The 18617-nt window shown below is 64.0% G+C and carries 16 protein-coding genes and 1 tRNA gene; 9 read left to right on the top strand and 8 right to left on the bottom strand.

Translation table 11 applies throughout. The features are described 5' to 3' along the window. Positions 1–52: 52 nt before the first annotated feature. Positions 53–2662, bottom strand: coding sequence for a bifunctional aconitate hydratase 2/2-methylisocitrate dehydratase (gene acnB / locus VA602_RS22755; protein WP_323454522.1), 2610 nt, complete (start codon positions 2660–2662; stop codon positions 53–55). 407 nt (positions 2663–3069) lie between these two features. Between acnB and VA602_RS22750 the strand changes: the two genes are divergently transcribed. Beyond that, the gene (locus tag VA602_RS22750; RefSeq protein ID WP_125930324.1) at positions 3070–3537 is read left to right on the top strand and encodes a DUF1289 domain-containing protein; all 468 of its coding nucleotides are present in this window, start codon (positions 3070–3072) and stop codon (positions 3535–3537) included. Positions 3538–3605: 68 nt separating this feature from the next. Then, on the top strand, positions 3606–4358 hold the full coding sequence (locus VA602_RS22745) for a hypothetical protein (protein WP_323454426.1): 753 nt from the start codon (positions 3606–3608) through the stop codon (positions 4356–4358). Between the two features lie 11 nt (positions 4359–4369). Here VA602_RS22745 and queD read toward each other — a convergent pair whose 3' ends face one another. Together queD and VA602_RS22735 are read right to left on the bottom strand one after the other, a co-directional pair. Continuing rightward, positions 4370–4726, bottom strand: a complete 357-nt coding sequence (gene queD, locus VA602_RS22740) for a 6-carboxytetrahydropterin synthase QueD (RefSeq protein WP_028634508.1) — start codon at positions 4724–4726, stop codon at positions 4370–4372. A gap of 53 nt (positions 4727–4779) precedes the next feature. Continuing rightward, the gene (locus VA602_RS22735) at positions 4780–5859 is read right to left on the bottom strand and encodes a patatin-like phospholipase domain-containing protein (protein WP_323454425.1); all 1080 of its coding nucleotides are present in this window, start codon (positions 5857–5859) and stop codon (positions 4780–4782) included. Between the two features lie 167 nt (positions 5860–6026). Between VA602_RS22735 and VA602_RS22730 the strand changes: the two genes are divergently transcribed. The 5 genes from VA602_RS22730 (at position 6027) to VA602_RS22710 (ending at position 10035) form a co-directional block, all read left to right on the top strand. Continuing rightward, the gene (locus VA602_RS22730) at positions 6027–6335 is read left to right on the top strand and encodes a PepSY domain-containing protein (RefSeq protein WP_054894716.1); all 309 of its coding nucleotides are present in this window, start codon (positions 6027–6029) and stop codon (positions 6333–6335) included. Beyond that, entirely contained in the window at positions 6335–6649 is a 315-nt protein-coding gene (locus tag VA602_RS22725; RefSeq protein WP_323454424.1) for a PepSY domain-containing protein, read from the top strand. Before VA602_RS22730 ends, VA602_RS22725 begins: the two co-directional genes overlap by 1 nt. Then, positions 6650–7321, top strand: coding sequence for a response regulator transcription factor (locus VA602_RS22720; protein ID WP_323454423.1), 672 nt, complete (start codon positions 6650–6652; stop codon positions 7319–7321). After that, the gene (locus VA602_RS22715; RefSeq protein ID WP_323454422.1) at positions 7318–8637 is read left to right on the top strand and encodes a sensor histidine kinase; all 1320 of its coding nucleotides are present in this window, start codon (positions 7318–7320) and stop codon (positions 8635–8637) included. The genes VA602_RS22720 and VA602_RS22715 overlap by 4 nt, the downstream gene beginning before the upstream one ends. A 240-nt stretch (positions 8638–8877) precedes the next feature. Further along, entirely contained in the window at positions 8878–10035 is a 1158-nt protein-coding gene (locus VA602_RS22710) for an HPP family protein (protein ID WP_323454421.1), read from the top strand. Here VA602_RS22710 and VA602_RS22705 read toward each other — a convergent pair. Continuing rightward, the gene (locus tag VA602_RS22705) at positions 10009–10875 is read right to left on the bottom strand and encodes a LysR family transcriptional regulator (RefSeq protein WP_323454420.1); all 867 of its coding nucleotides are present in this window, start codon (positions 10873–10875) and stop codon (positions 10009–10011) included. The genes VA602_RS22710 and VA602_RS22705 overlap by 27 nt on opposite strands. An 84-nt stretch (positions 10876–10959) precedes the next feature. Then, positions 10960–12252: a leucine-rich repeat-containing protein kinase family protein gene (locus tag VA602_RS22700; protein WP_323454419.1), complete on the bottom strand. Its 1293-nt coding sequence runs from the start codon at positions 12250–12252 to the stop codon at positions 10960–10962. Positions 12253–12412: 160 nt separating this feature from the next. On the opposite strand from VA602_RS22700, the gene VA602_RS22695 reads away from it, so the two are divergent. Next, complete coding sequence (locus VA602_RS22695) at positions 12413–14302, top strand: propionyl-CoA synthetase (RefSeq protein WP_323454418.1); 1890 nt, start codon at positions 12413–12415, stop codon at positions 14300–14302. Between the two features lie 30 nt (positions 14303–14332). Here the strand turns inward: VA602_RS22695 and zapE are convergent, their stop codons facing one another. Both zapE and VA602_RS22685 read right to left on the bottom strand, forming a co-directional pair. Beyond that, entirely contained in the window at positions 14333–15409 is a 1077-nt protein-coding gene (gene zapE / locus VA602_RS22690; protein ID WP_323454417.1) for a cell division protein ZapE, read from the bottom strand. A 107-nt stretch (positions 15410–15516) separates the two neighbouring features. Next, positions 15517–15759 carry a hypothetical protein gene (locus VA602_RS22685; RefSeq protein WP_054894725.1) on the bottom strand — a complete coding sequence of 81 codons (243 nt, stop codon included), beginning with the start codon at positions 15757–15759 and terminating at the stop codon, positions 15517–15519. 291 nt (positions 15760–16050) lie between these two features. Here VA602_RS22685 and VA602_RS22680 point away from each other — a divergent pair. Next, positions 16051–16125 (top strand) — tRNA-Gln (locus VA602_RS22680). A gap of 98 nt (positions 16126–16223) precedes the next feature. Here VA602_RS22680 and VA602_RS22675 read toward each other — a convergent pair. Beyond that, positions 16224–18611, bottom strand: a complete 2388-nt coding sequence (locus VA602_RS22675; protein WP_125930317.1) for a response regulator — start codon at positions 18609–18611, stop codon at positions 16224–16226. Between the last annotated feature and the right edge of the window lie 6 nt (positions 18612–18617).

Below are 18617 nucleotides of genomic sequence, written 5' to 3'. Positions count from 1 at the left end.
AAAAGCCCCGGTATTTCTACCGGGGCTTTTCATTTACAACCGACTGCTCAGCTTACGCCTGAACCACCGGGATCTTGGCGTTGGCCGCCGCTTCACGGAACTCGGCGATTTGATCGAAGCTCAGGTAGCGGTAGACGTCGGCAGCCATGCTGTCGATATCTTTGGCGTACTGCAGGTACTCTTCGACGGTCGGCAGCTTGCCGAGGATCGACGCGACTGCAGCCAGCTCCGCCGACGCCAGGTAGACGTTGGTGGCATCGCCCAGACGGTTCGGGAAGTTACGGGTCGAGGTGGAGACCACGGTCGAACCGGTCTGCACACGTGCCTGGTTACCCATGCACAGCGAGCAGCCTGGCATTTCCATGCGCGCGCCAGCCTTGCCGTAGATGCCGTAGTAGCCTTCCTCGGTCAGCTGGTGGGCGTCCATCTTGGTGGGCGGCGCCAGCCACAGACGGGTCGGGATACCGCCCTTGACCTTGTCCAGCAGCTTGCCGGCAGCGCGGAAGTGACCGATGTTGGTCATGCACGAACCGATGAACACTTCGTCGATCTTCTCGCCTTGTACCTGCGACAGCAGGCGGGCGTCGTCCGGGTCGTTCGGCGCGCAGAGCACAGGCTCCTTGACGTCGGCCAGGTCGATTTCGATGATCTCGGCGTATTCGGCATCGGCGTCGGCCGACAGCAGCTCAGGGTTGGCCAGCCAGGCTTCCATCGCTTGGGCACGGCGCTCCATGGTGCGAGCGTCGCCGTAGCCTTCGCTGATCATCCAGCGCAGCAGGGTGATGTTCGACTGCAGGTACTCGGCGATGGCCTTTTCCGGCAGCTTGATGGTGCAACCGGCAGCCGAACGCTCGGCCGAAGCGTCGGACAGCTCGAACGCCTGCTCGACGGTCAGCTCGTCCAGGCCTTCGATTTCCAGGATGCGGCCGGAGAAGGCGTTCTTCTTGCCTTTCTTCTCGACGGTCAGCAGGCCCTTCTGGATGGCGTAGTAAGGGATGGCGTGGACCAGGTCACGCAGGGTGATGCCAGGTTGCAGCTTGCCCTTGAAGCGCACCAGTACCGACTCCGGCATGTCCAGCGGCATGACGCCGGTGGCAGCGGCGAAGGCGACCAGGCCGGAACCGGCCGGGAACGAGATGCCGATCGGGAAGCGGGTGTGCGAGTCGCCACCGGTGCCGACGGTGTCAGGCAGCAGCATGCGGTTCAGCCAGCTGTGGATGATGCCGTCGCCTGGACGCAGGGACACGCCGCCACGGGTGCGGATGAAATCCGGCAGGGTGTGGTGGGTGTTGACGTCGATCGGTTTCGGGTAGGCGGCGGTGTGGCAGAACGACTGCATGACCAGGTCGGCAGAGAAGCCCAGGCATGCCAGGTCCTTCAGCTCGTCACGGGTCATCGGGCCGGTGGTGTCCTGGGAACCGACGGTGGTCATTTTCGGTTCGCAGTAGGCACCCGGGCGTACGCCTTGGCCTTCCGGCAGGCCGCAGGCGCGACCGACCATCTTCTGTGCCAGGGTGAAGCCCTTGCCGGTGTCGGCAGGCTGTTCTGGCTTCTTGAACAGGTCCGAAGCACCCAGGCCCAGTTCGGCACGGGCTTTTTCGGTCAGGCCACGGCCGACGATCAGCGGGATACGGCCGCCAGCGCGGACTTCGTCCAGCAGCACTTCGGTTTTCAGTTCGAAGGTGGTGACCAGCTCGTCGCTGTCGTGACGCTTGACTTCACCTTTGAACGGGTAGACGTCGATGACATCGCCCATGGCCAGGTTGGTGCAGTCGAATTCGATTGGCAGGGCGCCGGCGTCTTCCATGGTGTTGTAGAAGATCGGGGCGATCTTGGTGCCGAAGCAGAAACCACCGGCGCGCTTGTTCGGCACGTACGGGATGTCGTCGCCGAAGAACCACAGCACCGAGTTGGTGGCGGATTTACGCGAGGAGCCGGTACCGACCACGTCACCGACGTAGGCAACCGGGAAGCCCTTGGCCTTGACCGCTTCGATCTGAGCCAGTGGGCCGACCGAACCTGGCTGCGAAGGCTCGATGCCGTCGCGGGCCATCTTCAGCATGGCCAGGGCGTGCAGTGGGATGTCAGGGCGCGACCAGGCGTCCGGGGCAGGGGACAGGTCATCGGTGTTGGTTTCGCCTGGCACCTTGAATACGGTCAGGGTGTACTTGTCGGCGATGGCTGGGCGCGAGGTGAACCACTCGCCGGCAGCCCAGGACTCCAGGACGGCCTTGGCGTGCACGTTGCCGGCCTTGGCTTTTTCGGCCACGTCGTGGAAGGCGTCGAACATCAGCAGAGTGTGCTTGAGCTGTTCGCCCGCGACGGCGCCCAGTTCGGCGTCGTCCAGCAGCGCGACCAGCGTCTCGATGTTGTAGCCACCCTGCATGGTGCCCAGCAGCTCGGTGGCGTGCTTGCGGTCGATCAGTGGCGACTTGGCTTCGCCCTTGGCGACAGCGGAGAGGAACGCGGCCTTGACGTAGGCAGCTTCGTCGACTCCTGGCGGAACGCGATTGGTGATCAGGTCTACGAGGAAGGCTTCTTCGCCGGCCGGCGGGTTTTTCAGCAGCTCGACCAGGCCTGCAGTTTGTTCGGCGTTCAGCGGCTGGGGCACGATACCCAGGGCGGCACGCTCTTCGATGTGTTTGCGGTAGGCTTCAAGCACAGTTATTACCCTCATCAGTGGTCCCTAAAGGGAGTCCGGGACGCTCATCCAGCATTCCCTGCACCCATGCGCGGATCACGGCTTTTTGAGCCGTCCAGCCAGGGTCCCAGAGAATCCTTACAGAAGCTGCTTTCAAAGTTTTACGCCTGTAGAACGGAGCGTTGATGAGGGGTTGGCGCGGGCCATGCGGGGAGCATGGCCTGGGCCAACACCGTTCTACCGGATGAACTGTGCTCGTGACGCTTTGAAAACAGCTTCCAACGGACATTGTTGCCTTGAAAAGGCGGGATGATTCTACGGCAAAAAAACACGGAAGGTAAGTTGCCGACGATGACTTTAACGAGTGACCCCGGTTAGACAAAGGGCTAACATGACGCCGTGTTCCACCGCCAAGCCGTTGTTTTTCCATGTCCAACCAGTCCATCAAGACCCCTTGCGTCGGCCTTTGCTCAACTGTCTACGGAGACACCGTCTGCCGTGGCTGCAAGCGCTTTCACCATGAAGTGATCAATTGGAACGGTTATGACGAGGAGCAGAAGCGTGCCGTCTGGCTGCGCCTGGAGCAGTTGCTGGTGCAGGTGATGATGGCCAAGCTTGAAGTGTTCGACAAAGACCGTTTGCGCGAACAACTCGAACAGCGCTCGATCCGCTTTCTGGCACACCAGTCCGAATATTGCTGGGCCTACCAGTTGATCGCCCGCGGTGCCCGCATGATCCGAGACCTGGAAGCCTACGGCATGGCCCTGTTGCCGGAGTTCCGCGATTGGGAGTTGCCGCAGTTGCGCGACGCCATCGACCGCGAGTTCTTCCTGCTTTCCGAGGCCCATTACCAGCGCTACATCGCGCCTGCTTTCCTGCAGCAGTCGCTGGGGTAAGGCTTCAAGCTGCTGCGCCGCGCTCGCACTATTTAGCGTTGACGCTCCCTCACTTCCAGGAGCGCCGTATGTCCAGTTTCGAGTTTCAACCCCTGCTGAGTTTCAACGCGCGTTGCCAATGGCAGCTTCATGATCGCCCTGTTACCGTCGGCCAATGGAAAGAGAACAGTGACATGTTCCGGCCGTTCTGGGTCGAGTTCGATGACTGGAATGGAGACGATGGCTGGCTGATCACCAGTTGGGACTACGGCGAGGAGATGATCCAGTCGTTTCTGCTCGAAGGCTTGTTCGGCAAGGACGCGCACAAACGCTATGTGAGTGACTGCTTCTGGTTCGGTGTCTACCGCCATGCCGACGGCTATGTGTACGAGATCCGTCCCGCCTACGAAGGGCGCAACGAGCATGCCTGGCCCGAACTCGACTACTGGCTCGACACCAGTCGCAATGGCTACCTGAGGTTCTACAGCGCCGGATCGCCGGCGGGCGTGAACGTGGACGAGCCGGCCAGGGTCCAGATCAACGACCCTATCGGGGCTTCGTTCGAGCTGCCTATTGACCCACCGATTCAGTTGACCACTCCGCTATACACCCTTACGTCTACACAGCGAACGCCCCTGTGGCATATTCCGGGCCTGAACCCCGCAGCACTGCGTGACGGTGATGTGTTGCCGAACCTGATGCTCTACAGCCCGAAGGGACGCCAGGTCAGGCGTCAGGTGGAGAATGTCGCCTACCTCAATGACCAGATCGGCAAGCGCGGCGGCTTTACGCTGATTGTCAGTCAGTCTGGCGTTCCACCTCATAGCAACCCACAGCCCTGACGGCCGAGTGGTCAGTCGCCGGTGTATTCGCAGCCACTGGTGCAGGTCTCGTGGATGCGCACTTTCGACAGCTCCGGCAGCAGTGGCTTCACCTGTTCCCAGATCCACTTGGCGATCACTTCGCTGGTCGGGTTTTCCAGGCCGGGAATGTCGTTCAGGTAGTTGTGGTCGAGGCGATCGTAGATCGGCTTGAAGATCGCCTTGACCTCTGCGAAGTCGCGGATCCAGCCGGTGTGCGGGTCGAGCGGGCCAGTCAGGTGCAGGGCGACCTTGAACGAATGGCCGTGCAGGCGACCGCATTTGTGTCCTTCGGGGACGTGGGGCAGGCGGTGAGCGGACTCGAAGGTGAACTCTTTGAAAATTTCCACGCTGGCAGAACTCTGTGTGAATCAAGAATGCGCGCAGTCTACCAGCATGCTTGCTACAAGGCTTGCAACCGTTCGTGCAGCCGCCCGGTGGCGACCAGTTCCAGCAGCTCGTCGCCCAGGCGCTGGCTTTCGGCGATAGACTTGTACCAGTAGCGCTTGCGTGTCGGCGCATCCCCCATGAAACGCTTGAAGTCGTTGCGGTCCGGCAGCTTGCCATAGGGCAGGGCGGCCAGGTACTGCGGCGATGGCGTCATCAGCAGCACATTGTGCAGGCGTGTGGCATCGCCGCGACGCCAGGGCAGGGCCTTGTCGAACCAGCCGGGCACGACCTTGTCGGTGAAGTGCGGATAGAGCACCAGGTCGTCGCCTCGATAGGGCAGGTCGAGGTGGTAGTCCAGCAGGCCGCCGTCACGGTAGGTGCCGTTGCCTGCGCCGGGAATATCGCGCACGCCCTCCATCACCATCGGGATCGAGCCCGACGCGAGCAGCGCCTGGCGCAGGTTGCCCAGGTCCAGGGGCAGGCAGCGTGAGGGGAAGTCGGTCAGTGCGTCCAGCGGTGGTGCGCTACGGCCATCATGCAGGATGATGCGCTCGAAGTGACGGGCCAGGCGCGAACGCCCGAGCAGGTTGCTGGCAATCACCGAAGACAGGCCCATGCCCAGCCGCGCGGGGTGATCATGGGCAAGCTGGCCATGGCTCTTCACCACCAGGATATTCAGGCGATAGTTCGGATTGGTCAGGATCTGGCCATCACGACCCTGTAGCAGATCGTCGAGCATGCGCTGGCAGCTCTGGCTGATCTGCGCAGGGGTCACGCCCTTGGCGAAATCCTGCTCGGTGTACAGTTCGCCCAGGCGCCGCAGGCCGGCCACGGGGTCGTCCAGGCAGGCGCTGGCAAAGCGCCAGGAGCCGATCGAGGCGCCGATCAGCGAGCGCTGCCGCGGTGCCGACGGCAGCAACTGGCCGAACAATGCCAGGTCCAGGCCTTGTATACCCAGCGGCTTGGGGCCGCCGGCCGCCCCCGGCAGCACCCCGACATCGACAGCCCGCAGGCCGCGCTCGCGGATCTGCGCCAGGGCGCGTCGGCCGGCCTTGAAGGTCAGGGCGGGATACTTGATATGGATGGCGCTCATGGCTGTCTCTTGAAGGGCAAGGACGCATTATAGGCAAATGGGGTTCGACGGGCGCTCGGAGGCTGCGAACGGCGCTATCATGTCGCCAGCTGTTTTCAGGTTGAGTTAAGGACCGGTGGTTAATCTTAACCCCGTAGACAACATACGCACCTCGATGGAGAGACCCTATGAAAACGTTGACTGCCCTGTTCACCGCCGCTGCCCTGACCTTCGGTGCCACTGCCGCCTTCGCCAAGGACGTGCAGCCCGACGAAGTGGTCAAACTGGTGAATGCTAAGACCATCAAGTCGCTGGATGAGCTCAAGGCCGCTGCCGTGGCCAAGCATCCCGGCTCGACCGTGACCGACTCCGAGCTCGAAGACGAATACGGCCGCTATGTCTACAAGGTCGAACTGCGCGATGCGCAGAACGTCGAATGGGACGTGGCCCTGGACGCCAAGACCGGTGAAGTGCTGAAGGACGAACGAGACAACTGATGAACACCCTGCCGCGAGCGGTGCCCTGTCTGGCACTGGCATTATGGGTCGCCTGCTCGCCGGCGACCGCCCGCGACCTGGACCAGGACGAAGCCCTGGAACTGCGACAGCAGGGCATCATCCTCCCGCTTGAGCAACTGCTCGACGCAGCCCTGGGGCGCTACCCCGGGGCGCGCTTGCTGGAGGCCGAGCTGGAAGAGAAACACGGCCGTTACGAGTACGAGGTCGAACTGCTGACCCCGGCCGGTGTGGTGCGTGAAATCAAGTACGACGCCCGTACCGGCGCGTTGATCAAGGACGAGGAAGACGACTGAATGCGCCTGTTGCTTGTCGAGGACAATGTGCCTCTGGCCGACGAATTGCTCGCCAGCCTGCAACGTCAGGGCTATGCCGTGGACTGGCTGGCCGACGGTCGTGACGCGGTCTACCAGGGGCAGAGCGAGCCCTATGACCTGATCATCCTTGACCTCGGCCTGCCCGGTTTGCCGGGGTTGGAGGTACTGACGCAGTGGCGTGCCGCTGCGCTGGCCATCCCCGTGCTCATCCTCACCGCCCGCGGCTCCTGGGCCGAACGCATCGAAGGGCTGAAGGCCGGAGCCGACGACTACCTCACCAAACCCTTCCACCCCGAAGAACTGCAACTGCGCATCCAGGCCCTGCTGCGCCGTGCCCGTGGCCTGGCCAACCAGCCGCGCCTGGAAGCGGCGGGCCTGCACCTGGACGAAGGCCGCCAGTGCGTCGTGCGCGAGGGTGTGGATGTGCAACTGACCGCCGCCGAGTTTCGCCTGCTGCGCTATTTCATGCTGCACCCGCAGCAGGTCCTGTCCAAAAGCCACTTGGCCGAGCATCTCTACGACGGGGAAACCGAGCGTGACTCCAACGTGCTCGAGGTGCACGTCAATCACCTGCGGCGCAAGCTGGGGCGCAGCGTGATCGAGACCCGTCGCGGCCAGGGCTATGTCTACGCCGGGAGCAGCAACGGGTGAAGTCGATCCAGGCACGCCTGAGCCTCGGCCTGGTGGCCGTGCTGGTGGTGGTCGGCGTGGCGGTGGCGCAGGTGACCCTGTGGTTGTTCGAGGCCGGGTTGCAGCGCTATCTCGAAGCCGGGTTGCGCAAGGAGAGCGAGAACCTGCTGGTGGCGCTGGTCCGTGGCCCCAACGGCCTGCAACTGGACGAGCGGCGTATCTCGGCGGCCTACCAACGGCCGTTTTCAGGCTATTACTTTCGCATCGATTTCGAGCAGGGCACCTGGCGCTCCCGTTCGCTATGGGACCTGGACATGCCCAAGCTCGCGCGCCCGGGGCTGGAGGATGGCCATGAGCTGGGCCCGGAAGGCCAGCAACTATTGGCCTATCGCGGAGATTACCGGCGCCTGGGGCAGGATATCTCGATCAGCGTCGCTCAGGATTATTCACCCGTACGCGAGGGTTTCAGGCGCTTGCAGCAGATCGGCCTGGGCATGGGTGTGCTGGCGCTGCTGTTGATCCTGGTCCTGCAGCGCATCACCGTGACCCGCTCGTTACGTCCGTTGGAGCGCGCCCGTCAGCAGATCGCCCAGTTGCAACAGGGGCAGCGCTCCCAACTCGATGCCCAAGTGCCCAGCGAACTGCAACCGCTGGTGGACCAGGTCAACCACCTGCTGGCGCACACCGAAGACAGCTTGCGTCGCTCACGCAATGCGCTGGGTAACCTCGGCCATGCCCTGAAGACCCCTTTGGCGGTGCTACTGAGCCTGGCGTCGAGCGAGCGCCTGCGCGATCTGCCTGAGGTGCAGGCGCAACTGCGCGAGCAACTGGAGCAGATCCAGCAACGCCTGGCCCGTGAACTGAACCGCGCGCGGCTGGCGGGCGATGCCTTGCCAGGCGCGCAGTTCGACTGCGATGCGGAGCTCCCTGGGCTGCTCTCCACGCTTGGCATGATCCATGGCGAGGGGCTGCAGCTGGCGCGTGATGTACCACCGGGGTTGCTGCTGCCCTGGGACCGCGAGGACCTGCTGGAGCTGCTGGGCAACCTGCTGGACAACGCCTGCAAATGGGCTGACAGCGAGGTGCGCCTGGGTATCAAGGAAACCGCCGAGGGTTACCAGCTCTGGGTCGACGACGACGGGCCTGGAATTCCCGGTGAGGCACGGGAGCAGGTGCTGGAGCGCGGTTCGCGGCTCGACGAGCAGGTGGACGGGCATGGCCTGGGGCTGGGCATCGTGCGGGACATCGTCGAGGCCTGGGAGGGACGGATCACCTTGCTCGAGAGCCCGCTGGGAGGGCTGCGCGTCAGCATCGAGTTGCCACGCAAGGGACGCTGACACGCCTCTAGGCCCTTGAGTGATCGATCAAGGGCAGATCCAGCAAAAAAATTGCAGTCCAGGCGCATTTTTTTGAATTGGCCCCAAAACGGTGCGTTCGGCACAATCCCCGCCACGAAACCCTCCGGTTTCCATCTCTCCACGGACGGAGCCCATTGTCATTGCCTTGGTAATGCAGGGCCCAGACCCTCTCGGCTGGGCTTTCTTTTTAACTATTCCAATACGATTGCATTTGATTCGATGCCTGCCTCGCGTCCTGAAAACCGTCTGCAGCGCCTGTTACCGGCGCCTTTGAATATTCCCCCGCGGGAATGGCTGCGTGCCGCTGTCGGCGCGCTGCTGGGTCTGTTCCTTGCCGGATGGCTATGCAGCATGGCGTATGGCCCCTCCGTCGCCTTGCACCTGCTTGGCCCGTTGGCCGCCTCGGCGGTACTGGTGTTCGCCGTGCATTCCGGCCCGCTGGCGCAGCCCTGGCCGGTGCTCGGCAGCTATGCCCTGGCCGGGATCCTCGGGTTGGCGATGCGCCAGGGCCTGGGCAGCGAGCTCTGGGTTGCCGCAGCGGCCCTGGGGGGCTCGCTGCTGCTGATGTGCGGGTTGCGTTGCCTGCACCCTCCGGGCGGCGGTGTGGCGGCCAGCGTGGTGCTGGCTGACCCAGGGCTGGTAGCGATGGGCGACCATTTGCTCGAGCCAGTGCTGCTCAACGCATTGATTCTGGTGGCCGTGGCGGTGCTCTACAACCGCCTGACCGGGGTGCGTTATCCCAAGGGCGCCGTACCGCGCAAAGACCCGCATCACACCCATGACCCACTGCCCGGTGCACGCGTCGGCATCAGCGCAGAAGACCTGGATCTGGCGCTGGAGGAGCTGGGGGAGTTCGTCGATGTCACCCGCGATGAGCTCGAACGTATCATCCTGGCCACCGAGCAGCACGCCCTGCAGCGCAGCCTGGGCGGGATCACGGCGGCCGCGGTGATGTCCCGCGACGTACAGTTCGCCTCGCCGGACACGACCCTGGACCAGGCCTGGAAGATGCTCGCCAGCCATCACCTGAAGACGCTTCCGGTGCTGGAACACGGGCGTTTGGTCGGTATCGTCAGCCTTAGCGACCTGGTTGGCCCTGCGATGGCCCGGGGGCGCTTCAGTTGGCGAGGCCTGTTCCGTCGCCCGTCGACACGCATGGCGCAGGTCATGAGCCGCCAAGTGGTCAGCGTGGGTAGCGAGCATCCATTGGAGCGTCTGCTGCCGCTGCTCAGCGAGCACGGCTTGCATTGCTTGCCGGTGCTGGACGGCGAGCAGCTGGTCGGAGTGATCACCCAGACCGACCTTATCGCCGGCCTCAAGCGTCACCTGCTCAACGCTGCAACGCTGCGCTCAGACCAGGGGGTCCCAGCGTTGTGACCAGTCGCTGGCGCCGTCGGCCACCTGACGGCGCAGCAGCGCGAGCGCCTGTTGCAGCGCCTCGCTGTCACGTTCACGGGCATAGACCAGGAACGTCGGATAGGTGAATTCCGGCGCCTGTGGCACGCGCTCCAGCACGCCGCTATCCAGATAGGCCTGCACCACACGGGTACGGAAATAGCCGCTGCCGCCCTGGTCGAGGATGAACTGCAGCGCCAGGGGGCCGAGGTTGAAGCTCAGCGCCGGCCGCGCGCAGTGGGGCAGGGCCGCATCGTGCTGGCGTCGGAAGGCTTCGCCCCAGTCGATATAGATGTAAGGTTCGGGCAGGTCGACGCGGCGGATACGGATCAGTTTTTCTTCCATCAACTGTTCGACTTGCAGCCCCGGGACATAGGTCGGTTGATAGACCAGCGCCGCATCCAGCAAGCCCATTTCCACTTTGCGCAACAACGCTTCGCCGTCGCTCACTTCGCTGCGGATCGCCTGGTCGGGCAGGGCCCTATGCAGTGCGCTGACCCAATCGAGCATCAGCGGATTGCCCAGGCTCACCTCGCCCCCCAGGTGCAGGATCTTCTGGCAGCCCTGTGGCAGCGGCAGGTCACGGCGTGCTGCTTCCCAGGTCTGTACCAGTTGGTTGGCGTAGGTCACGAAGGCCTCGCCGTCGCCGGTCAAGCTGGCGCCGTTGCGGCTGCGCACGAACAGCTGACAGCCGAGTTGTTGCTCCAGGCGCTGCACCCGAGCCGAAATGGCAGTCTGTGAGACGAACAGGCGCTCGGCTGCGGCTACCAGGCTGCCGCAGCGCACGATTTCCAGAAAGGTTCGGGCCTGATCGATGTCCATTGGGTGCTCGGCTGTTAGTCAGTGCGTCATTCTAGGGGCTTTGCACCGGATTGGGGCAGGTAAATGATCCAAGGCCCGGTGCTCTCAATGGCTGTGCAGCGCCTCGATCACTTGGGCGAACGCTGGGCGTCGCAGCACATTCGCTTGCTGGCAGTGCTTGGCCAGGGCGCGCAGCCTGGTGTCGTCTTCTGCGCAGCAGTCCAGCAGTTCGTCGATGAGAATACCGAAGGCGCGAACCTCCAGGCGCTCGATGGCCTCGCTAGCCGCGCCTGCTGCCGGCGAGTGGAACGACGCCGCGCCGAAGTCCCCGAGCAGGCAGTCACCGGCTGCTGCACAGAGGATGTTGTGGGCATACAAGTCGCCATGGTTCACGCCCCGTGCATGCAGGTGCGCAGCCACCGAAGCGACATCCGCCAGCAGGTGCTGCACAGCGTCCAGGCTGAAGTGTCGCTCTGCGGGGTAGCGATCGCGGGTGCAACTGTCCAGGCTCGGTGGGCCTGCAAGGTTGAACCAGCTCGGATCGATCAGTTGCATCACCAGCGCAGGACGACGCTGGGGATGGTTGTCGATGCGCCCGAGCAGCCGCACCAGTTGCGGGTGGTCGCCCGCTGCCACGCAGGCGCTCATCTCTGCCAGGGGCGAGCCATCGCTGGTGATCTCGCCCTTGTACAGCTTGACCGCTACTGGTGCCTGCTGTGCGCGCCAATGCGCCAGGTGAATCACCCCCGAGGCACCACGGCCGAGCTCTTCGCCCAGTGTGAGATCCGCCCAGTCGATAGGCTGGGCGGCGGTCTCTGCCGTGGGCGCCCGCAGCGCCTGGGGCAGCGGGTTGTCGGCATAAGCCAGCCACGCCAGGCGCGGCATGTGCAGCAGCCAGTCGGGCAGGGCCGTCAGGCGATTGCTGGCGACGCGCAGCAGTTCCAGGCGTTCGCAACGGGCGAGGCTCTCGGGCAGGTCGGTCAGGCGGTTGCCTGCGAGCATCAGCTTCTGCAGGTGGGTGCACTCGCCAATCTGTTGCGGCAGGGTTTCGAGCAGGTTGTCGGTCAGTACCAGCGAGCGCAGGCTGGCTGGCAGCGCCTGCGCATCGACCTGGCTGATGCGATTGCTCTTGAAGCCCACGGTTTCCAGACGCGTGCAGCGGCCGATGCCGTGGGGCAGGTGGGTGAAGCGGTTTTCCGAGCAGAACAGCACTTTCAGCCGGGTCAGTCGGTGCAGGTCGTCGGGCAATGCGCAGAGGGCATTGCCGGTCAGATTCAGTACCTCGAGTGTGTCTGCGAGTGTGAAGATCTCTGGCGGGAAGCAGGTCAGGCCTTCGCACAGGTCAAGGCGGGTGATGCCTTGGAGTCGGCCGGCTTTGAGGTCTTCGAGGCTGTGCATGGTGCGTGCCCATGGCTTGGAAAGGCCGCCATTCTAGAGCTGCGCCAGGCCATTGCAAATCTGCACAAGGGTTGCGACTTAAGTCCGATGGCAGGGGTGCAATGCCGGTCCATACTCAAGGCTCGCCCTTCAATAACAACAAGTACCGGGTTGCGAACCAATGACCTATCAGCACAGCTACGCGCATTCCATCACCGATCCCGCCAGCTTCTGGCAAGCCCAGGCCGAGCAGCTTGCCTGGCACCGCAAACCCTCGCTCACCCTGCAGGACAACCCGGACGGCACTCACCGCTGGTTTGCTGACGGGCGCCTGAACAGCAGTTACCTGGCCCTGGACCATCAGATCGAGCAAGGCCGCGGTGAACAGTTGGCGCTGATCTACGACTCGCCTGTGACGGGCGCTGCGCTGACCTTCACCTACCTTCAACTGCGCGACGAGGTCGCGCGCCTGGCCGGCCTGCTGCGCGCGCTCGGCGTGGGCAAGGGGGATGGCGTGATCATCTACATGCCCATGGTGCCGCAGGCAGCCATGGCCATGCTGGCCTGCGCGCGGATCGGCGCGGTGCACTCGGTGGTGTTCGGCGGTTTTGCCGCCAACGAATTGGCCCTACGTATCGACGATGCGCGTCCGACCCTACTGCTCACCGCGTCCTGTGGCCTGGAGTTCGACAGGGTGATCGAATACAAGCCGTTGGTCGATCGCGCCCTGCAACTGGCCCGGCACCAGCCTGGGCATGTGCTGGTGCTGCAACGTCCCCAGGCCCGCGCGCAGCTGCAGCCTGGGCGCGACCTGGACTGGCAGGCGGCGGTGGCCGATGCCGAGCCGGTGGCGCCGGTCGAACTGGACGCAGGCGACCCGCTGTACATCATGTACACCTCCGGCACCACCGGAAAACCCAAGGGCATCGTGCGTGAGAATGGCGGCAATGCGGTCGCGCTGTGCTACGCCATGCGTCACGTCTACGGTATGCAGGCGGGCGATGTGTGGTGGGGGATTTCCGACGTGGGCTGGGTGGTCGGCCATTCGCTGATCGTCTACGGGCCGCTGATGAGCGGCTGCACCACGGTGTTCTACGAAGGCAAGCCGATTCGCACCCCGGATGCCTCGGCGTACTGGCGGGTGGTCGAGCAGTACAAGGTCAATGCACTGTTCTGCGCACCGACCGCCATGCGTGCGATCCGCAAGGAAGATCCGGATGGCGAACTGATCCGCCGTCATGATCTGGGTTCGCTGCGTCAGTTGTTCCTTGCCGGCGAGAAACTCGACTCCAGCACGCACCAGTGGCTGGAGCGGGTCAGTGGCAAACCTGTCCACGATCATTGGTGGCAGACCGAGACCGGCTGGCCGGTCACCGCGCCGTGCGTGGGGCTCGAGGGCAGCGCTGCGCGCCCGGGATCGAGCAATCGCGCGGTGCCGGGCTATCACGTCCAGGTGCTGGACGATGAGGGGCGCCCACTGGGGCCGAACGAGCAGGGCGCCATCGTGATCGCCTTGCCGTTGCCGCCAGGTTGCAGCCAGACACTCTGGGGCGACCACCCACGCTACCTGCAAGCCTACCTGCACAGCTATCCGGGCTATTACCACACCGGTGACGGCGGCTACCTGGACGATGACGGCTTCGTCTACATCATGGGGCGCACCGATGATGTGATCAACGTCTCCGGGCATCGGCTGTCCACCGGCGAGATGGAGGACCTGGTGGCGCAGCATCCCGCGGTGGCCGAGTGCGCGGTGATCGGCGTGCACGACGAGATCAAGGGCCAGGTACCGCTGGCGCTGGTGGTGCTCAAGGACGGGCAGGGCATTGCCGAACAACAGTTGCAGGCCGAACTGGTGGCCAAGGTGCGCGAGCACATCGGGGCGCTGGCTTGTTTCAATCGAGTGCGTCTGGTCAAGCGCCTGCCCAAGACTCGGTCGGGCAAGATCCTGCGTGCGGTGCTGCGCAAGATCGCCGATGGCATGGACTACCTGCCGCCGTCCACGCTGGATGACCCGGCGGTACTGGCTGAGATAGAGGGTGTGCTGGCGGACCTGCCGCGGGCGGGATAAGGCCGCGGTGTCACCGGCAGGCGCGGCCCATCAGGCCGCAGGCCCCATCTGCTGAAGTTGCCCCAGCCGGCTGCGGGTGCGCATCAGGTCGTTGATCGCCCCGCCCAGGCTTTGCTCCAGGCTGCGCTTGCCCAGCACCAGCAGCGATTTGTCCTGGTCGTACAGCACATCGATCAGGTTGACGAAGCGCTGCTGCGCCGCCAGTGAACAGGTCGACAGATCATCCAGGCCATCGATGATCCAGTGGTCGAAACGTTCGGCCAGGGCCAGGTAGTCGATGACCGCGGTGGGCTGTTCGCACAAGTCGTCGAAGGCGAACATCACCTGTCGCTCATGGCTGTGCAGCGCGCGCAGCGGACGGCGATTCACCTCCAGCGTGAGTGCCTGCGCGGCGGGCACGGCAAGGATCTGGCGCTGCGTGGCATCGGCTGGCCAGACATAGTGGCCCTGGGTGAAGCGCTGTTGCTCGCGGTTGGCCGGCAGGCTGCGAAAATCGGTGTCGCCGCCGACCTCCAGCACCTGCATGCGGCTGTTGATCAGGCGTATCACCGGCAGGAAGCGCTCGTGATACAGCGGGTTGGGCAGCAGCCCTTCCGGGGCGTAGTTGGACGTTACCAGCAAGAACACACCCCGCTCGAACAGTGCACCGAACAAGCGGGTGAGCAGCATTGCATCGCCAATGTCGTGAACGTGGAACTCGTCGAAGCACAGCACCTGGCAATCGCCGAGCAACGCATCCAGGGTGGCCCCCAGCGCATCGTCCAGGGCGCGGTGGCGGTGCATGCCTTCGTGCAGGCGGGCGAAGAAATCATGAAAGTGCAGGCGGCGTTTCGCTGTGGTCGGCACGGCCTGGAAGAACCCGTCGAGCAGCCAGCTCTTGCCTCGGCCGACCGAGCCATGCAGGTACAGGCTGCGTGCCTGGCCCTGTTCGAGGGCGGCCAGTTGCGTGGCCATGGCCTCGATCACCCGGTGTTGGCCTTCGCTCAGGGTATAGCCGCATTCGCGGGCCTTGCCCTGGAAGTGCGTCAGCAGCGTAGTGTCGATTGGGGGGCAGGTACGCAGGCGCTGGCCGAGGTGGCGCAGGGGGTTTTGAATCCAGGCGGACAAGGCGACGGCTCCGAATGACGAGGGCAGACGCAGCTTGCGCGAGCCTGCGTCGTTTGACCAGTCGAGAATGTGCGCCACAGTGATCGCATGGCGCGATAGGTCGCCGATCAGGCCTTGCGCTCCAGCTGCCGTTCGATCATGAACTTGACGGCCAGGCGCTTTTCCTTGAGGTGGCGCAGGTCTTCGTCCACAAAGTTGCCCGCTGAAATCGACTCGGCAGCCAGCACCTGGTTGTCGAGGTCCATGTAGTCGTCCAGCAGGCGATCCAGTGTCTTGTCCTGCTGACGTCGCTGTTGAACGATTTCGCGTGGGTAGTGCAGGTCCTGATACAGGTCGTGTGAAACTGGCATGGCGCCCTCCTTGTGATGCGCAAGCGGTGGTTACTTGCTTGGAATGGGTAAAGGCGCATGCGTTGAAGCGAGGCGGAAAAAAACCGACAGACGGTTGCCTGTGCCAACCCTTTCAAGGGCGAGTGGCGCCCAAGGCAACGGGTGTGGTTGGATCACCTTCGAGTAGAGGACACTAACTTGCTGTTTTCCGGCAATTTTTTTCAACTCGGGGGTTCCCAGCCGAAAAGAATGTTGGTAAAGTGCGGCCCATTCCAGCACAGCAACACACGTAGCTGTCAGCGAATTCGATACAGGGGCGTCGCCAAGCGGTAAGGCAGCAGGTTTTGATCCTGCCATGCGTTGGTTCGAATCCAGCCGCCCCTGCCATTATTTCCAAGCATTCTCAAGCGTCCAGCCTGCAAGTCAGCCTGGCGATTTTTTGTGTCTGCTCGTCAGGTGGCGCGCCCATGGCGCGCCATCCTGGCTTACTCCGCTCCCCCCAGCAAATCGTTCAGTGCCCGGGTCAGGTCTTCGGCTTGCACGGGCTTCTGCATGACCAGGCTGCCGGGCAACTCCAGCCCTTCCAGTTCGGCGTAGCCAGTGAGAAACACCACGGGCAGGCGAGGGTAGCGCTCGCGTGCAGCATGGGCCAACTGGGCGCCATTGAACTCGGGCATGGCGAAGTCGGTGAGCAGCAGATCGATGCGTTCGTCGAGCAAGGCCAAGGCCTGCTCGCCACTGTGGGCCTGGCGTACCTGGTAGCCGTGCAGGCGCAGCACGTCACCGATCATGTCGCGGACCAGGTGATCGTCATCCACCAGCAGCACCACTCGGTCGTGACCGTTGAGCGATGCACCTTGCGGCACTGCGAGCGTCTGCGGCTCATCAAGGTCGACTTGCTTCACCGCCGGCAGGTAGACGCTGACCTGGGTACCGAGCCCGGGTGCCGTGTCGATGTGCACGCCGCCGCCTGACTGCTTGGCGAAGCCGAACACCTGAGCCAGGCCCAGGCCCGAGCCCTTGCCGATATCCTTGGTGGTGAAGAACGGTTCGAAGACCCGAGCCACCACTTCTTCACTCATGCCGCACCCGGTGTCGCGGATCGACAGCATCACGTACTCGCCAGGCTCGGGGTCTTCCGGGCGCTGGGCGAGGGCCTCGATGCGTATGTTGCGGGTCGACAGGGTCAACTGGCCGCCGGTTGGCATGGCGTCGCGGGCGTTGATCGCCAGGTTGAGGATGATCATCTCGGTCTGGGTCGGGTCGGTCAGGGCCTGCCACAGGCTGCTGTCCAGATCCAGGCGCACCGAGATATTGCCGCCCAGGGTGCGCCGCAGCAGTTCCTCGAGGCCGGCCAGGGTGTGGTTGAGGTGCAGCGGCACGGGTTCCAGGCGCTGGCGGCGCGAGAACGCCAGTAACTGCGAGGTAAGCTTGGCCCCGCGCTCGCCGGCTTCGCGCACATGCTTCAGGCGGCTGCGCGCCTTGGCCAGGTCGCCTTTGTCGAGGTCGCGCTCGACGAAGCTGGTGCCGGTGAGGATCACGGTCAACAGGTTATTGAAGTCATGGGCCACCCCCGCAGTGAGTTGGCCCACCGCTTCCAGGCGTTGCATCTGCTGCAGGGCCGCTTCGATGCGTTCGCGCTCGATGATCTGGTCACGCAGTCGGCGGTTGGCCTCGGCCAACCCCAGCGCCGATTCGCGCTCGCTGCTGATGTCACGGGCGACCACGTATAACAGCGTGTCTTCCGGCACCACCACCCAGGACAGCCAGCGCTGCTGCCCGCCGGCATGCTGGATACGGCCGATGAAACGGGCGCTGGTGCGGCCATGGGCGAGGGCGGCCAGCTCTTCGAGAAAGGCCTCCTGCTCGGCTTCGGGCAACAGGTGCAGCAGCGACGTCTGGCTCAGGCGTTCGCGGCTGATGCCCAGTACCGCCTCCCATGCCGGGTTCAGTGCCACTGGCGTCAGGTCCTTGTTCAGCACCGCAAGCAGGTCCTGCGACAGCTCCCAGGCACGGTCGCGCTCGCGGGTGCGGCGCTCGACCCGTTCGCCGAGCATTTCATTGAGCTGCTTGAGCGCCTGGGTGGCCAGGCGTTGCTGGTGGATGTCCTGCAGCACACCAGAAAAACGCACGCAGCGGCCATCGACAAACTGTGCCTGCCCGGTGGACAGCAGCCAATGCGGTTCCAGGTTGCCGGGAGCGGCGATGCGGAATTCGGCACGGTAGTGGCCGTCGCTGTCTGGCTGCATCGCCAGTTCCACGGCTTGGCTGACATGGGGCCGATCTTCGGGGTGAATGCCGGCGTAGAACACCTCCAGACTCATCTCGGCGTCGGCTGGCAGACCGAACAGGGCCTTGCAACGGTTGTCCCACAGCAGCAGGTCTTCCTGCGGGCGGTAGTCCCAGGTGCCCATGCCGGCGGCGTCGATGGCGATGCGCGCACGTGCCTCGACATCGGCCAGCGCTTCCTCGGCACGGCGCCGCCGCTGGCGCTCCTGCACCTCGGTCAGGGCTCGGCGCACGGCCTTGGGCAGCAGCGGCAGGTTTTTCTTCAGTACATAGTCGGTGGCGCCCAGGCGGATCATCTCCACCGCGTGCTCTTCACCGTAGATGCCGGACAGGAAGATGAAGGGCACGTCCGGTGCCAGGCGCTGGGCGATGGCCAGCACATCGGTGCCGGAGGAGCCGGGCAGGACGCAGTCGCAAAGAATCAGGTCGTAGCTGCCTTCAAGCAGCGCGTGCTCCACCCCGGCATGGTCGAACACCAGGTGCGACTGGACCTGAAAACCACTGCGCTCCAGGCGCAACAGGCTCAGCTCGGCGTCCATCGAACTGTCTTCGACCATCAGCAGTTTCAGCGAAGTGGCTTGCATCGTCGG

This window comes from Pseudomonas machongensis (genome assembly GCF_034961125.1).
Lineage (GTDB): Bacteria > Pseudomonadota > Gammaproteobacteria > Pseudomonadales > Pseudomonadaceae > Aquipseudomonas > Aquipseudomonas machongensis.
The sequence above is the reverse complement of the archived record's forward strand: the minus strand, read 5'-3'. Positions and strand labels throughout refer to the sequence as shown.

Excerpts from the sequence above, each read along its gene's own strand:
- VA602_RS22750 (WP_125930324.1), top strand. The coding sequence starts at position 3,070 with ATGTCCAACCAGTCCATCAAGACCCCTTGCGTCGGCCTTTGCTCAACT.
- VA602_RS22745 (WP_323454426.1), top strand. The coding sequence starts at position 3,606 with ATGTCCAGTTTCGAGTTTCAACCCCTGCTGAGTTTCAACGCGCGTTGC.
- VA602_RS22735 (WP_323454425.1), bottom strand. The coding sequence starts at position 5,859 with ATGAGCGCCATCCATATCAAGTATCCCGCCCTGACCTTCAAGGCCGGC.
- VA602_RS22730 (WP_054894716.1), top strand. The coding sequence starts at position 6,027 with ATGAAAACGTTGACTGCCCTGTTCACCGCCGCTGCCCTGACCTTCGGT.
- VA602_RS22725 (WP_323454424.1), top strand. The coding sequence starts at position 6,335 with ATGAACACCCTGCCGCGAGCGGTGCCCTGTCTGGCACTGGCATTATGG.
- VA602_RS22720 (WP_323454423.1), top strand. The coding sequence starts at position 6,650 with ATGCGCCTGTTGCTTGTCGAGGACAATGTGCCTCTGGCCGACGAATTG.
- VA602_RS22710 (WP_323454421.1), top strand. The coding sequence starts at position 8,878 with ATGCCTGCCTCGCGTCCTGAAAACCGTCTGCAGCGCCTGTTACCGGCG.
- VA602_RS22705 (WP_323454420.1), bottom strand. The coding sequence starts at position 10,875 with ATGGACATCGATCAGGCCCGAACCTTTCTGGAAATCGTGCGCTGCGGC.
- VA602_RS22700 (WP_323454419.1), bottom strand. The coding sequence starts at position 12,252 with ATGCACAGCCTCGAAGACCTCAAAGCCGGCCGACTCCAAGGCATCACC.
- VA602_RS22695 (WP_323454418.1), top strand. The coding sequence starts at position 12,413 with ATGACCTATCAGCACAGCTACGCGCATTCCATCACCGATCCCGCCAGC.
- VA602_RS22685 (WP_054894725.1), bottom strand. The coding sequence starts at position 15,759 with ATGCCAGTTTCACACGACCTGTATCAGGACCTGCACTACCCACGCGAA.
- VA602_RS22675 (WP_125930317.1), bottom strand. The coding sequence starts at position 18,611 with ATGCAAGCCACTTCGCTGAAACTGCTGATGGTCGAAGACAGTTCGATG.